Origin of the sequence: Collinsella sp. HCP3S3_D1, from assembly GCF_052064015.1 — a bacterium.
Taxonomy (GTDB): Bacteria; Actinomycetota; Coriobacteriia; order Coriobacteriales; family Coriobacteriaceae; genus Collinsella.
In genome coordinates this window covers 1-14,375 of record NZ_JBQHWK010000023.1, presented here as the reverse complement: position 1 = coordinate 14,375, position 14,375 = coordinate 1, and the positions used below count along the sequence as shown (strand labels likewise).

General features: G+C 59.3%; 11 protein-coding genes and 1 tRNA gene. 4 read left to right on the top strand and 8 right to left on the bottom strand.

The features are described 5' to 3' along the window. The first annotated feature begins 128 nt into the window (after nt 1-128). Nucleotides 129-1,034 (top strand): peptidoglycan-binding domain-containing protein, encoded by a 906-nt coding sequence (locus ACTNDJ_RS07880; protein WP_195838517.1) that lies wholly within the window; start codon nt 129-131, stop codon nt 1,032-1,034. Nucleotides 1,035-1,072: 38 nt separating this feature from the next. Continuing rightward, a tRNA-Gln gene (locus ACTNDJ_RS07875) sits at nt 1,073-1,147 on the top strand. A 489-nt stretch (nt 1,148-1,636) separates the two neighbouring features. Here the strand turns inward: ACTNDJ_RS07875 and ACTNDJ_RS07870 are convergent. Next, nucleotides 1,637-3,799, bottom strand: coding sequence for a hypothetical protein (locus ACTNDJ_RS07870; RefSeq protein WP_441083510.1), 2,163 nt, complete (start codon nt 3,797-3,799; stop codon nt 1,637-1,639). A gap of 182 nt (nt 3,800-3,981) precedes the next feature. Continuing rightward, nucleotides 3,982-5,871 (bottom strand): carbon starvation CstA family protein, encoded by a 1,890-nt coding sequence (locus ACTNDJ_RS07865; RefSeq protein ID WP_441064228.1) that lies wholly within the window; start codon nt 5,869-5,871, stop codon nt 3,982-3,984. Nucleotides 5,872-6,324: 453 nt separating this feature from the next. Here ACTNDJ_RS07865 and ACTNDJ_RS07860 point away from each other — a divergent pair, with 453 nt between their 5' ends. Both ACTNDJ_RS07860 and ACTNDJ_RS07855 read left to right on the top strand, forming a co-directional pair. Beyond that, nucleotides 6,325-6,741 carry a type II toxin-antitoxin system Phd/YefM family antitoxin gene (locus ACTNDJ_RS07860; RefSeq protein WP_427748363.1) on the top strand — a complete coding sequence of 139 codons (417 nt, stop codon included), beginning with the start codon at nt 6,325-6,327 and terminating at the stop codon, nt 6,739-6,741. Beyond that, complete coding sequence (locus ACTNDJ_RS07855) at nt 6,632-7,039, top strand: type II toxin-antitoxin system RelE/ParE family toxin (RefSeq protein WP_370513640.1); 408 nt, start codon at nt 6,632-6,634, stop codon at nt 7,037-7,039. The genes ACTNDJ_RS07860 and ACTNDJ_RS07855 overlap by 110 nt, the downstream gene beginning before the upstream one ends. A gap of 271 nt (nt 7,040-7,310) precedes the next feature. On the opposite strand, the gene tsaD is transcribed toward ACTNDJ_RS07855, so the two are convergent. The 6 genes from tsaD to acpS are packed head-to-tail and all read right to left on the bottom strand — an operon-like array spanning nt 7,311 to nt 14,134. Continuing rightward, nucleotides 7,311-9,695, bottom strand: a complete 2,385-nt coding sequence (gene tsaD / locus ACTNDJ_RS07850; RefSeq protein WP_427728954.1) for a tRNA (adenosine(37)-N6)-threonylcarbamoyltransferase complex transferase subunit TsaD — start codon at nt 9,693-9,695, stop codon at nt 7,311-7,313. Further along, on the bottom strand, nt 9,682-10,188 hold the full coding sequence (gene tsaE / locus ACTNDJ_RS07845) for a tRNA (adenosine(37)-N6)-threonylcarbamoyltransferase complex ATPase subunit type 1 TsaE (protein ID WP_441064225.1): 507 nt from the start codon (nt 10,186-10,188) through the stop codon (nt 9,682-9,684). Before tsaE ends, tsaD begins: the two co-directional genes overlap by 14 nt. A gap of 12 nt (nt 10,189-10,200) precedes the next feature. Next, complete coding sequence (locus ACTNDJ_RS07840) at nt 10,201-10,821, bottom strand: uracil-DNA glycosylase (protein ID WP_154515160.1); 621 nt, start codon at nt 10,819-10,821, stop codon at nt 10,201-10,203. Nucleotides 10,822-10,829: 8 nt separating this feature from the next. Further along, nucleotides 10,830-11,975: an alanine racemase gene (gene alr, locus ACTNDJ_RS07835; RefSeq protein ID WP_154515162.1), complete on the bottom strand. Its 1,146-nt coding sequence runs from the start codon at nt 11,973-11,975 to the stop codon at nt 10,830-10,832. Nucleotides 11,976-11,977: 2 nt separating this feature from the next. Beyond that, nucleotides 11,978-13,594, bottom strand: coding sequence for an NAD(P)H-hydrate dehydratase (locus ACTNDJ_RS07830; RefSeq protein WP_441064224.1), 1,617 nt, complete (start codon nt 13,592-13,594; stop codon nt 11,978-11,980). Next, complete coding sequence (gene acpS / locus ACTNDJ_RS07825) at nt 13,595-14,134, bottom strand: holo-ACP synthase (RefSeq protein WP_427728961.1); 540 nt, start codon at nt 14,132-14,134, stop codon at nt 13,595-13,597. Nucleotides 14,135-14,375 lie beyond the last annotated feature (241 nt).

The window sequence follows — 14,375 nt, the reverse complement described above, 5'->3', positions numbered from 1 at the left end:
AAAACCTGTCAGCAGCGCATTTGGGTACAACTTGCTACACTGTTGAGTGCATGTTTATGCAACCCTTTGCGTTGTCTATCCGACACACGCTCAAATAGTACGAATGGTACGCCGAAAGGGGTTCGTTCATGGAACCTATCACAACGGGCATGCAGGGAGCAGCCGTCGAGGACGTCCAGTCCCGCCTTCTGCAGCTCGGCTATACAATCGATGACGCCGAGGTCGCCGACAAGCGCTTTGGCACCACCACCGAGCAGGCTGTTGGCACCTTTAGGCTCGACAGCGGCCTTGCCGCTGGCTACGCCGTCGATATCCCCTGTTGGAGCGCCCTGGTAGACGCCTCGTATAAGCTGGGCGACCGCACGCTTTATCTGCGCATGCCCAATTTCCATGGTGCCGACGTTCGGGCCCTGCAGAGGGCACTCAACGTTTTGGGTTTTGCCTGCGGTGAGGACGACGGCTACTTTGGCCCGCACACCGAGGCGGCCTTGCAGCAGTTCCAAGAAAATGTCGGCCTGTTTGCCGACGGCATGGCATTCCAGGATACCTACGCCTATATCAACCGTCTGCATCACGTGTGGGAGGGCAAACCCTCGGTTACCGAGGCCGAGTCGCGCATCGGCTTTGCCCGCGCCGCCAACGTGCTCGAGCGCTTCCAGATTGCCGTTATCGGTGAGGACCCCATCGCACGCAGCGTTGCATCGCGCATGTGGAACATCGCCACGGCGACGACCGACAACAGCGGCATGATGCTTTGCGATTCCGAGGTTCCGACCGACGTGGACCTGGTACTCGAAATCGCAAGCGATGAGCTGCCCGCAGATGCAGCGCCGCGCGCCACGATTGCCCTTGCCGAATGTCACAACCTGGCGCAGCGCATCCGCACTGCCAATATCGCCGCGCAACAAAAGCCTGCACGTATCCGCATTGAGCTCACGGGCATGACGCGCTACAACGGAACCTTCACCGCAAGCGATGCACAGACACTCGCCGTACGCCTGCTCGATGGCGTTTGCGATGCCCTCGCAGATTAGGTAAACTAGACGAGCTGCTTTTGGGCAGCACCACACATTGGGACGTAGTTCAACGGTAGAACTCCGGTTTTTGGTGCCGGCTGTTGGGGGTTCGAATCCCTCCGTCCCAGCCAAGGTAACTGAGCGCCCCGGGCTTTCATCAGCCCGGGGCGCTTTCTTGTGGGCATGCGGAGGGATTCGAACCCGCAAGGGTGCGGAGCTGAGGAAACGCGAAGCGTTTTCCAGCGCAGCACGCAAGGAGCGGAGCGACGCAGCGGGGCGCGGCCGCCGGAAGGCGGACGCGGAATCCCTCCGTCCCATATCAACAACGGGCTCTCCGTATCTCAACCGGCACTTGGGGACGTCCCCAAGTGCCGGCTCATCCACCCTCAAAAGACAGACGCCCCAAGCCCGAAAGGACCAAGAGCGCCTTACATCAAGAAATATCAGCCCCGTTCCGAAAAACGAGCCGTCATCTACAAAATGGCGCGTGGCCCCGGCGGGCCGGGCATTAAGTTTGTCGCGAGTTCCGCACGCAAAGAAGGCCACTTAATGTGGCCTTCGTCTTGCGCAGGACTGTAGAGCAGCAAACTTAATGCCCGGCCTGCCGGGGCCACGCGCCCCTAATTGTTCAGCATGCGGTCGAAGCTTCCCGAGTCGCCATCCCGATAGTCGGCGGTCATCAGAATCTCCTGCGGAATGCGACCTCCCTCGCGCAGCACATTGCGGAACTGCACGCGCGTGACCATAGGCAGATCCTTGATCGTCGCCGCCAAATTCTGCGGCACACCCTGATTGGCAGCCGCAGGCTCGCACTCGCCGCCAGCTTTCACGCGACGCTTGTGCTCGGCGAGCATGGCACGATACATGCCGGCATGCAAGCGAATCTCAACCACATTGGCATTGCGGGCCTGCTCGACGATGCGCGCACCCTCTCGATCGATGTCGCCCACGTAGTAGACATAGTTATAGCGATAGCCGATCTCGGCCAGATAATCATCCAGTGCGTGCGAGACGCTCGCCTTGCAGCCACCGCCAAAGATCACGCCACCCACCTTGGTGCCAAAAAGCTTAGCGTGCTTGCGGCCGCGCAGGAGCTTGACGATCTCGTCATAGGTGTCCAGGTTCTCGACCATAATGAACGGCTTGTCGGCGCCCAGCGTAAAGAAGCCCGTAAAGTGCACGGGGCGGTTGGGGGCGACCTTAATCGCCTGCATGCTGATGCCCTTTTCGGTCATACGCCTCATCAGGCGCTCGCCGTGTTTACCGTCAAAGGCCTTCTCATCGTTAAAAATCTGGTAGGCGCGCTGGTGACGCGAAGCGACCGGCGTGTCGGCGCCGCGATTCTGCTCAATCCAAGCCTGGATGGTCGCAATCTCCTCGGCAATCTTGCGGTTGGACATCTCGTTGTGCTGAGTGCGCTGCGAAACCTTTTTGCCGTCCTTGCCCTCAACCTTAACGATTTGAGTCTGTTGCTCCTTAATCTTGGAGAGTGCAGCAGGTGTGGGAACGACCTTGAGCAGCTGCCTGCCCAGGACACGGGCCAGAGCAAACGCCGAAACCTCGCCATGAGCGGGCGGCTCAGGCTGCTGGGAGGCCGCATCGTTTGCAATCGGTTTGGGCTGCGTCTGGGATTTGCACTTGGAATCTGTCCGAGTATTGCGCTCTTGCTTTGGCGCGGACGAACCCTTTTGCGAACGCTCAGGCTTGCCCCCCTTTACTGGCTGGCGCTTGGACTGCTCCGCCGGGATCTCAGTCTTCGCATCCTTGTTTTGCCCCGCTGCCTGCTCGGCCACGGATTCGGCATTTGAGCCACGGCCGCCACGATGACGACGACGGCGAGGCTTGCTCGAAGCGCTCTCCCCCGCTTTCTCGCCCGCAGACTGCTGGCCTCGGGGCTCGACATCGCCCGCAGGCCGCGGCTCAACAGGCTTCTGCTCACGGACCATCGGCTCGGCAGCCTTCTCAGCCTTCTCCGCTGGTGCAGCGGGAGCCTGGTCGGTCTTTTCTTGACGCCTTGCGGGATACGCACGACCCATAAAGCCGCGTCCGGGACGGCATGAACCCGGAGCCTTCTTGACGGGCTCCTCGGGTGCACCAGCAGCCTCGACGGACTCCTGAACGTCGCACACAACACCTCCCTGCTCGGTCTTAAAGTGAGCACCGCGGCGACGCTTGGGCTCCTGGACCTCAGCGGCGCACTGCGGCTCGGTAACAGCCTCATCCTCGACGGGCTCGACATCCGTCGCATCCTTTTGAGCCACAGCGCGACGGAAGCGCTCCTGCTGGGCACGGCGCTGCGCATCGCGCTTGCCGCCCCCGCCAAAACCGCCGCGGCCCGCCTTGGCCGTAAAGGCGCGAACGACGCTCTCGTCAAGCAGCTCATCGGTGTCGACGTTCTCGCGCGGAGCCGTTTCCACCGCAACAGGCGCCTCGACAACGTCCTCGACGGCCTCTTCGGCAGCCTCGGCAGGCTGCTCCTGGACATCGCGAATCTCGGCATTAATGGTATAGAACGCTGGGCGCCCGTTAACGCCGCTGCCCTCGATCTTGGTAACGATCTTTGCCGCGATAAGTTCATCGCGCATCGCCTTGGTGTCACATTCCTTATCGACGGAACGGAAAATCTGTGCCAGCGCGCTCGACTTGATCTTGAGCGCCTTGCGGCAGAGCAGGTCGTAGGCAACCAGCTTGGCACGCTCGGCAGAAAGCGACGTCTGGCTGCTCAGACGCTCAGCCAGGGCATCGACGTTGTTTTGGTTATCGGAATATACCGTCTTGGCCACGGGGCCCCTTTCATATGCACACATATATGTCTATATGGTACAACGCACGCCCCTATCCACGCAAAACATCTGCGAGAACACCCGGGCACACTAGCTTTTGCATGGAAAAAGGCCGAGCCCGCGCAGTTGCGGACCCGGCCTTTCCGAGTCATATAGATGTGACGTTCAATCCCTTAGGTCGATTAGGCCTTGGCGGCCTCGGCGCCTGCGGGAGCCTCGGCAGCAGCAGCGCGACCATACTCGGCCTTGCCCATCTCGGACCACTCGGGCTCCTCGTCGGGCATGGAACCGGCCTCCTTGCCGAAGAACTCCTTGAGGCAGTTGACGGCAACGATGAGGCCCAGGACCATCAGCAGGACGGCAAAGACGAGCTGCAGGCCCTTGGTGGCGGCGACGGAGACGGCGGCCGTGGTGGCGGTAGCCGGGATGGTACCGAAGAAGCCGTAGGCCTGGACGGCGGTCATGCAGCCCATAGCGCTCTGGACCAGCGAGGTAAAGGTGCAGCAGAGCAGGAAGGCGACGGGCACGTAGAGCATCCAGCCCTTGCGACCGGTGCACTTGCAGAACACGGCAAGGGTGATCATGGTCATGCCGCCGAGCAGCTGGTTGGAAGCACCAAAAAGCGGCCAGATGTTGGCATAGCCGCCAAAGGCGAGGGCGAGGCCGGGGAGCAGGGTGACAACCGTGGCGAACCAGGGGTTGCCGAGGACCTTCATGTAACCGGCCTTGGACTCGATGGCCAGGGCGTCGTTGGTCTGGGCAAAGAACTCGGAGAACGAGGTGCGGGCGATGCGGGCGACGGCGTCGAGCGAAGTCAGGGCCAGAGCGGAGACGTTCATGGTCATAAAGACGGTAGCGAGCGTCCCGTCAACGCCGAAGGCCTGCATACCGCGAGAAATGCCAGCAGCGAAGATCTGGAACGGGGTGGAAGCGACGCCGGCGTTGAGGGCGCCGGTACCGGCAGTGTTCATGTCGGAGAACATGATGCCGGCGACGATGATGGCGAGGATGCCGACGAAGGACTCGACGATCATGGCGCCAAAACCGACCTTGACGGCGTCCTGCTCCTTCTCGACCTGCTTGGAAGAGGTGCCCGAAGAAACGAGGCTGTGGAAACCGGAGAGAGCGCCGCAGGCAACGGAGACAAACAGGACCGGGAACATCATGCCCGAGGCATTGCTAAAGCCGGTGAAAACCGGAGCGGTGATGGTGGCCTGGCCGTTAACGCCCAGGACGACGATGCCGAGGACGGCACAGACAATCATGACGATCATCATGATGGAAGTGAGGTAGTCGCGAGGGGTCTTGAGCATCTGGATGGGCATGGCACCGGCAAAGACCAGGTAGACCATGACGACGGCGAACCACTGGAACTTGTCCAGGTAAACCGGGAACTGCATACCGACGGCGAACATGAGGACCATGAGCACCACGCCGGTGACGAACTCGGCAGCGCCGGTGAGGTTGAACTTCTTCTGAGCCCAACCAAAGGCCATGGCGACGAAGGTGAACAGGCTGGAGATGGTGCCAGCGCAGCCAGCGGCATAGGACTTGGTGAAGTCGATGGCACCGGTGGCAGCGCCAGAGGCGTCAACGACCGGGGTGAACATGAACGTCTTGCAGACCATGTCGGTAAAAGCGGCGATGACGATGATGCAGAACAGCCAGCAGAACAGCAGGAACAGGCGACGGCCGGTCTTGCCGATGTACTTCTCGATGAGCTGAGCCAAGGACTTGCCGTTGTTCTTCATCGAAGCGTACAGGGCGCCAAAGTCGTGAACGGCGCCAAAGAAGATGCCGCCGACGAGGACCCAGAGCACGACGGGCAGCCAGCCGAAGGCCATGGCGACGATCGTACCCGTAACAGGGCCAGCACCGCAGATCGAGCTGAACTGATGCGAGAACGCGGTGAAGGCTGAGACGGGCGAGAAGCTCTTGCCGTCCTTCATGCGCTTGGCAGGCGTGAGGGCCTCTTTATCAACGCCCCACTTGTTAGCCAGCCAGCGGCCGTAGCCCAGATAGCCGCAGGCGAGCACCGCCGCGGCCACAACCATGAGCAAAACTCCGTTCATTACATTTCCTCCTCTAAAAAGAACTTCCTAGACATAAAAAATGAGGGCCGTCGGTTGCGCTCGACGGCCCTCATCTTCATCAGCCGCCCGTTATCGTACGGGCTAGCTGTATGTGCTAATCCGCATCAGATAATTACTACGCTGATAATGTTTAGCTGATGCGTGAACATGTCTAAGAAATCCTCTTCAATCATGATGCGAACGATCCGTGCGTGTTCACATCCCCCAGTGGATGAAAAGGAGTATGAAACTTTAGTTGCCTAAAGTCAACGCAAATATGTAATGAATTTTCAACTTTATTTGAATTTCTCGGTATAAAACGTCACTGACCTCGGACTTTACCCCACGACAGTTTTTGCTTGAGAGATGCTCCTCGGGGGCGGGGCGGGCGCCTGCCGCCATATATGAACTTTCCTGCTCGGGCAGTCCTGCTCACGACGGAGGCCACATTAAGTGGCCTCCTGTTCGTGCGGAACTCGCGATAAAGTTCATATATGGCGGCAGGCGCCCGCCCCGCCCCCGAGGAGTTCCCATCCCAAATCTCAACTCTGTTATCATAATTACGATAATATCCTGATAGCTCAGGAGGTAGCTGTGAATATTAGGCCGGTCTCAGATCTTAGAAATCACTACCCGGATGTTGAACGCGAAGTCGAACAGGAGGGTCCGGTTTTTCTAACTAAAAACGGGCGGGGCTCTATGGTCGTCATGAGCTTTGAGCAGTACAAGTCGCTGAGCAATACAATCGAGAGCGCACTTGATGCCGCTGATCGTCAGGCTGCCAGCATGCAACTTCGCTATACACACGACGATGTCTTTGGCTCTGTCAGAAAAATGCTCGACGGCGGTCTCGATGAACAGGCACTATAAGCTCCGCTATCTTCCCCTATTTTGGGAGGACCTCAGCCAAGCAGCGTCATATATCGCCTTTGATCTCAATAACCCCGCTGCAGCAAATAGGCTTGTCGACAATGTTGAAGCAGGCATACTCGAGCATCTCAAGAATCCAACCATGTCACCAACATACCCTTCGACAAGAAGACGGTTGCACCCGTATTACCGCTTCTACGTTGGCAACTACATGGTTTTTTATGTCGTCATCGACGACGTCATGGAAGTCCGCCGACTGCTATATAAAAGCCGAGATATTGAGTCGATTATCAGGTAGGTTTCTTTCAGCTAAAGCACGCCGGAAATTTGACGCTGACCTGTTAACCTTGCCGGACGTTGTCGACGCCGATCCAGCTCAGTAGCTGCATAGATACAGAAAGGTTCCCGACGCTGCCCGGGCGCCAGCGGCCGCATATGAACTTTATCGCGAGTTCCGCACGAACAGGAGGCCACTTAATGTGGCCTCCGTCGTGAGCAGGACTGTAGAGCAGGAAAGTTCATATGCGGCCGCTGGCGCCCGGGCAGCGTCGGAGACCGCACCCATACGACTACAGCGTCATGTTTGGATCGGCGTCGACGTCGAACGGCGAGATTTCACCTCGGTCGAATTTGCGGCGAGCGACCTCCGCAATCATGGCGGCGTTGTCAGTACAGGCCGAGAGAGGCGGCACCGTTACGCGAATCCCCTGACGCCCGAGTTTCTTAATCATCATCTCGCGCAGATGCGGGTTGGCCGAGACGCCGCCGCCGATGCAATACTCCTTGCACCCGGTGGCGTGCAGGGCGTTTTTGGCCTTCTTGTACTGCACGTCAAAGACCGCCGCCTCAAACGAAGCCGCCAGGTCGGGCAGGTGAATCGTGCGCCCAGCCTTGGTCTCCTGCTCAATATAGAGCGTCACCGCCGTCTTGAGGCCCGAAAGCGAGAAGCGGTAGTCTCCCCTGCTGTTAAGCGCACGGGGAAAATCGATCGCGCGGGGATTGCCCGTCTCGGCGAGCTTGGAGATGATGGGACCGCCGGGATAGCCCAGGCCCAGCGCCTTGGCAACCTTGTCGAAGGCTTCGCCCACGGCGTCGTCCAGCGTCTCGCCAAGCACCTCGTAGTCGCCCCATGCCTTTACGTGCACGAGCATGGTGTGCCCACCCGAGACAAGCGTAAAGATAAACGGCGGCTTAAGGTCGGGCTGCGCCAGCAGGTTGGCGAACAGGTGACCCTCCAGATGATTGACGCACACGAGCGGTTTACCGGCAGCATACGCAAAGCCCTTGGCAAAGGCGACGCCCACCACCAGGGCACCCACCAGGCCTGGGCCTTGCGTCACACCCACGGCGGCAAGCTCACTTGGCGCAATCGCTCCACCCTCAAGGCCAAGCGATACCGCGGCATCTTCAAGCGCCGCATCTACGACACTCACAATCACCTCGACATGCTTGCGCGAGGCGATCTCGGGCACCACGCCGCCAAAGCGAGCATGAAAATCAATCTGCGTCGACACCTGGTTGGCCAGCATATTGCCGTCCGCATCGATAATCGCAACAGCCGTCTCGTCGCAAGAGCTCTCGATGGCAAGAACTAGGCGACGGCGCTCGATTTCGGCACGCTCCTCGGCGGTGCGCTCGGGCTCAGGCAGCGGCCAGACGCGCTGCTCGGCAGCCGTTGGCTCGGGCGAGGCATTGTCGAGAGGAAGCACCAGGGGCAGCGACGCCGTCATGACGATGGCATCCTTGCCGACGCCGTAGTAGCCACGGCGACGACCCGCCTCGGTAAAGCCCAAGGCGCTATAGAGCGCAATCGCACCCTCGTTGCCGTCCTCAACCTCAAGCGAAGCAGTGGTGCAGCCGAGCATCTGGGCGTCATAGCTCACGTGCGACAGCAGCTTGCGGGCAATGCCCTCGCGACGATGAGCAGGATCAACCGCGACGTCCATAATCTGAACGTCACCGTCGACGACCATGCCGCCGGCAAGTCCCAGCAGCTGACCGTCGTCGTGCGCCACCCACCAGCTACGCGGCGCGGCAACGCCCTCGCCCAGCTCGGACAGGAACATGCCCGGCGTCCACGCCTCGTGTCCGGCGCCTTCAAAGCAGGCGGCCTCCAATGCGCTCGCGCCCTCGGCATCCGCCGCGCCCATGGGACGGAACTGCAGATGGCGGCCGGCGAGCTCGTCGGCAACACCCGTAATCTCGCTCTGGGCGCTCTCGGCAAGCCCAAGGCGCTTACGCTCATTTTCCTCGGCATCCGAAAGACGCGTGTAGATCGGCAAAACGCGAGCCGGATTACCGTCGCCCGCGGCGTGCGCCATCAGAAGGCCCTCGCCCGAGGGCCACCACAGGTCTCGCTCCACGCAGCGCGCAGTCTCGTCCTCACTCAGCAGCTTGCCATAACGTACGAGACCGTCACCAGTCAGCTTAACCTGGCTCCAGTCCGCGGCCTGGCGCCACTCATCAAGCGCCACGGCGGCTTTGACCACGTGTTCGCGCTCAAACAGACGCTCGGGACCTTCGTCCCCCAGCACGTACAGAGCCGGATACACCTCACCACGCATGGCGTCGGCAAGAACACCAAGCTTGCCGCGCACGCCAGCCTTCCACGCCGTCCAGGCGCAAGCGTCAAGTGTCGACACGCCCAGCAACGGCACGTTAGCACCGCGCGCCAGACCCTTGGCGGTCGAGATGCCAATGCGAACGCCCGTAAACGAACCCGGGCCGCGTCCAACCACATAACAGCCGACATCGCCGCGATTCAGCCCGGCCTGCGCCAACACGTCATCGACGGTATTCACAAGTTCCACGTTGGCATGGCGACGACACAGATGGTCCCCGCTCACCAGCTTCGCCTCGCCCGTCTGCTCATCAATCCAGCTTGCCGCGCAGGCAAGCATGTCGGTCGATGTATCGAGCGCCACTACCAGCGCGTTGTCGTTATGCAAGCTCATCTTGTACAGCCTTATCAATCAAATCGAAAAGCTCCATCGCGCGCTCGCCGTGCGCCTCGAGCGCGATCGTTCGCACGTCGCTATCGTCCTCATCGCGCCTAAGCGTCACCGAGAGATACTCATCCGTCAGCTCGTCCTGAAACTGCTCGCCCCATTCCAACAAGCAAGCGCCCTCATAGCCGAGCACGTCAAAAATGCCCGTATCCTCGAGCTCGTAGGCATGCTCCAAGCGGTACAGATCAAAATGGAACAGCGGAATACGCCCCTGGTCGTGAACGGCCATGAGCGCGAACGTAGGACTCGTGACCATATGCTCATCGCCCAAGCCGCGCGAAACGCCCTTGGTAAAGTGGGTCTTTCCCACGCCCAAGCCGCCGGTCAGTATCAGCACATCGCCATTTTCTAGACACGGTGCGACCAACTCGCCAAAATGCTCCGTATCGGCAGTACGAGCCGTTTTGTAGGTACCTAGCCCCAGGCGCTCCAGGGACATATACGCTCCTTATTATTCCGAGGCGCCCTCTGGCGCGGGGTGTCGCACCAGATAGTCGCCCAGCATCTTAAAGTCTTCCTCCAGCAACTCCTGCCACGCCGGATTGCGCAGCGCCGCCGCGGGATGAAACGTCGGCATCACCACAAAGTGCCCCATCTGATGGAACCTGCCGCGCAGCTTGGTAATGCCAATCTCGGTCTTGAGCACAAAGTGCGTTGCGGGATTGCCGAGCGTCACGATGATATCGGGCCAAATGCTTCGAATCTGCTCGCGCAAAAACGGTGAGCAAGCAAGCACTTCCTCGGGACGCGGATTGCGGTTTCCCGGCGGGCGACATTTAAGCACATTGGCGATATAGACATCTTCACGCTTAAGGCCCGCCAGGGACAGAATGCCGTTGAGGTCTTCACCCGCCGCCCCCACAAAGGGCTCGCCCTGTAAATCCTCGTTACGGCCCGGCGCTTCACCAATAAACATCACGCGAGCGCGGGGGTTTCCCACCCCAAACACGATATTGTGGCGCGATTGGTAAAGCTGGCAAAGGCGGCAATCGCCCAGGACGGCCTCGATCTCCTCGAGTGCAACTTCGCGCGGCGCCTGATGGCTATGGCCGGGGATGTGCATAACGCCCATAGCGGCTCCTACACGTAGACCTTGTCGAGACGCATGCCAAAGCCGCAGGCGACCTCGTAGTTGATCGTGCCGCGCAGGCGCGCCATCTCATCCATGGTAATCTCGGCATCGCCATCGCGACCGATAATTATCATCTCGTCGCCATGTTCGGCCTCGGGAATCTCGTGAGCCGGGTTGGACTGAATGGCAACCATAAACTGATCCATGCAGATATTTCCGACCTGACGCACGCGCTCACCGCGATACAGCACGTCCATACGATTGGAAAGCGTGCGCGAAAGGCCGTCGGCATATCCGATCGGCAGCGTGCAGATCTGAACGCGTGTGCGCGGTACGCGGTAGGTAAAACCGTAGCCTACGCCCTCGCCCATCGCAGGATGCGCCACGCGCGTCACGCGCGCATGAACGCTCATAACGGGATCAAGCTGCATCACGCGGCCGCTCAGCTCGCACGGCTGCATGCCATACAAGCCAACGCCAGCGCGAATCATATCAAAATGCATCGAGGGGTCGAGCATCGAGGACGGCGTGTTGGCACAGTGCACGATGCCGCACTCAAAACCCGCATCCTTAATGGCCTGAACGGCCTCGGTAAAGCGCTGGCACTGCAGCTTGTAGTCCCAACCCGATGGTTCGTCGGCCGTGGCAAAGTGCGTAAATACGCCGTCGCACTGAATACCGCGATGGAAATTAATACCGCGGACAAAGTCGAGCACCTGCGTGTAGTGAACGCCGATGCGGTTCATACCCGTCTCGATGGCAAGATGATACTTGCCCACCTTGCCCGCCGCGACGGCACATTCACCATACGCAAGAGCAAAATCGGACGTATAGACCGAGGGCATGATATCGAACTCGAGCAATGAAGGAATAGCCTCGATGGGAGGCTCGCTTAGAATCAGGATGGGTTTGGTGATTCCGCCCTGGCGCAACTCAATACCCTCGCTGACCGTCGCCACGGCAAACATGTCGGCACCGGCCGAATACATGATCTTGGCGCACTCGACGGCTCCATGACCATAAGCATCGGCTTTAACCACGCAGCACAGGCGCTGACGCGGATCTAGCAAGTTCTTATAGGCCCTCGTATTGCGGCGGAGCGCCCCGCGGTCGATCTCGACCCAGGACCAACGCGTCAAATCGGCTTTATTCATGATTAGTCATCCGACCCTTCGTCCATGATTCCCAGATCATCGAGCGCATCCTTTGCCGCCAATTCCATGGCGGGACCGATCAAGTCGATAAGATCGGTCGCGATAACGCTCTTCTCGCCATACTCCGTCGCCGCAGCAAAGCCGGCATAGCTGTGGAGTGCGACGGCATACGAGTACAGCAGCTCCCAACGGTCCATCTCGTCACGCATGGTCGCAAGCGTTCCTGCAAGGATACCTGCGAGGACATCACCCGAGCCAGCGGTCGCCAACGACGCTGGGCCCGAAAGCGGCAGCAGCACGCGCTCGACGCCGCAAATGGCCGTCGTCGGACCCTTAGCGATAACAACGAGATTATCGGAACCGGCAGCCCAGACAATCTTTTGAGCAGCGGCAATAGCAGTGCCAAGATCATTGACCTCGTCGCCGGCAACGAGACGCGAAAGCTCGCGATAATGCGGCGTCATAACGAGCGGCTGCTCGCGACGGTACATCTCGGGATTACTGTCGATGCCGTCGATTGCAATCTTGGCAAGGCAGTTGAGCGCATCTGCATCTAGGATAAGCGGCACATCGAGCTCAAGCAGGCCCGAAACGACTTGCATCGATCCGGCAGACGTCGTCATGCCAGGCCCACACACAACGCAGCTGTACTTCTTAGCAATCTCGCACACTGTCATACGCGCAGCAGCACCAAAAGATCCACGGGAATCAGACGGAATGGCGAAAACGGGAATCGACGGGAGCGCCATACGAATAAGGTTGGCGCACGCATCGGGCGTCGCAACGGCCACATAACCGGCACCAGCACGAGCGGCAGACTTTGCGGCCATGATGGCGGCACCAGGATATTGTGCCGACCCGGCAACGATGAGCGCAGAGCCGCGCGAATACTTATCGATATTCGTGGGCAGCGGGGCAAAGTAGTCCACCAGATCACCGGGCTCAACGATCTCGGCAGCATGATCGACATCATCGATGACTTCGTCGAGGCGGTCGTACAGACCGCCACACACCAGGTCGCCAGCATACTCCGGACCGTCAGCGCTGTAGAGGCCGATCTTAGGGGCAATCATCGTCACGGTACGCTCGGCACGGATGCAGTCGTCATCCACAACGCCCGTCTCGGCATTCAGGCCCGAGGGAACATCGATAGAAACAACGTAATCGGCGCACTCGTTAACCGTAGGAATCCAAATAGAAAACGGCGCACGAAGGTTGCCGTGAAAACCGGTACCAAAAATAGCATCGACCACGACATCCGCTTTGTTAATGAGAACCTCTAGCTCGTCTCGCGAAGGCCCAACGCACACATGAACGTCGCGACCGGCGGTGCGACGGGCAACGTGACGAGCAAGGGCAGCAGGAATCTCATCCGGCTCAACTGGAGAAACGATATCAACATCAACGCCCTTATGGGTCAGGATATCCGCAGCGACCCAACCGTCACCGCCATTGTTGCCAAAGCCGACCAGCACAAGAACGCGATCAGGGTTGAGCTTTAAAATTTCGTTGGCGGCAAATTCACCTGCCAACTCCATGAGCTCGGCCTTCGAGGTGCCCTCGCGCTCGATGATATCCTCGAGGCGAACGACTTCCTCGGTACTCAAAACCGGTTTCATCTATGCTCCTTGCGTATCTTGCGGATCATCGATCAAATGCTCCGACAAAGCAGATTGTTGCAGCTGTTCAAGCTCATCCAATACAGAACGAGCCTCTTTAAATGTCTGGGCAACGCGCTCCTTGGTGCTCATTTTTTCTTCCTTAGGCTTAGGTCGAGCATCCTCGGTGATCGCAATGGCATTAGCGACAGCCAAGTCACCCGTAAGGGTAATAGAAAGAGCAACCTCGACAACACCCAAATCCTGGGCGATTTCGAGAGCGCGACCAGAAAGCAGAGCCTTTGGCTTGCCGAGCCTATCGCGTGTTACGGAAACGTCCTTACGTCCAACGCCCTGACTAAACCCCGTTCCAAGTGCCTTAAGTACCGCTTCGCGAGAGGCAAAGCGGCTGGCATAATGAGCGGCAGGGCGAGACGACGCATCGCAATACGCACGCTCTTCATCGGTAAACACGCGCCGGGCAAACGACGGAGTCTTCTCAAGAATTGATTTCATTCGGGAAATCTCGACGATATCAACGCCGATACCAGCTTCAGCCATGTTCACCTCCATGCTACACAGACTACGATATTGTAGCCCGTTCAAAGAAGATGCGACAAACGAGGGTTATAAAACACAGCTACTATGTGAGACAAATTGCCTGAGAAACGAAAAAGGGGGAGGCCGCGAGGCCTCCCCTTCTTCAGTCTGGATGACGGCTCGGTGCCGTCCACCGGTCAGCGGCGCCCTGGCCTCCCACGGGCTGGCCCCGCAGTACTCTCGGCGCGATGGGGCTTAGCTT

Excerpts from the sequence above, each read along its gene's own strand:
- ACTNDJ_RS07865 (WP_441064228.1), bottom strand. The coding sequence starts at position 5,871 with ATGAACGGAGTTTTGCTCATGGTTGTGGCCGCGGCGGTGCTCGCCTGC.
- alr (WP_154515162.1), bottom strand. The coding sequence starts at position 11,975 with ATGAATAAAGCCGATTTGACGCGTTGGTCCTGGGTCGAGATCGACCGC.
- acpS (WP_427728961.1), bottom strand. The coding sequence starts at position 14,134 with ATGGCTGAAGCTGGTATCGGCGTTGATATCGTCGAGATTTCCCGAATG.
- ACTNDJ_RS07855 (WP_370513640.1), top strand. The coding sequence starts at position 6,632 with ATGCCGCTGATCGTCAGGCTGCCAGCATGCAACTTCGCTATACACACG.
- ACTNDJ_RS07830 (WP_441064224.1), bottom strand. The coding sequence starts at position 13,594 with ATGAAACCGGTTTTGAGTACCGAGGAAGTCGTTCGCCTCGAGGATATC.
- tsaE (WP_441064225.1), bottom strand. The coding sequence starts at position 10,188 with ATGTCCCTGGAGCGCCTGGGGCTAGGTACCTACAAAACGGCTCGTACT.
- tsaD (WP_427728954.1), bottom strand. The coding sequence starts at position 9,695 with ATGAGCTTGCATAACGACAACGCGCTGGTAGTGGCGCTCGATACATCG.
- ACTNDJ_RS07840 (WP_154515160.1), bottom strand. The coding sequence starts at position 10,821 with ATGGGCGTTATGCACATCCCCGGCCATAGCCATCAGGCGCCGCGCGAA.
- ACTNDJ_RS07880 (WP_195838517.1), top strand. The coding sequence starts at position 129 with ATGGAACCTATCACAACGGGCATGCAGGGAGCAGCCGTCGAGGACGTC.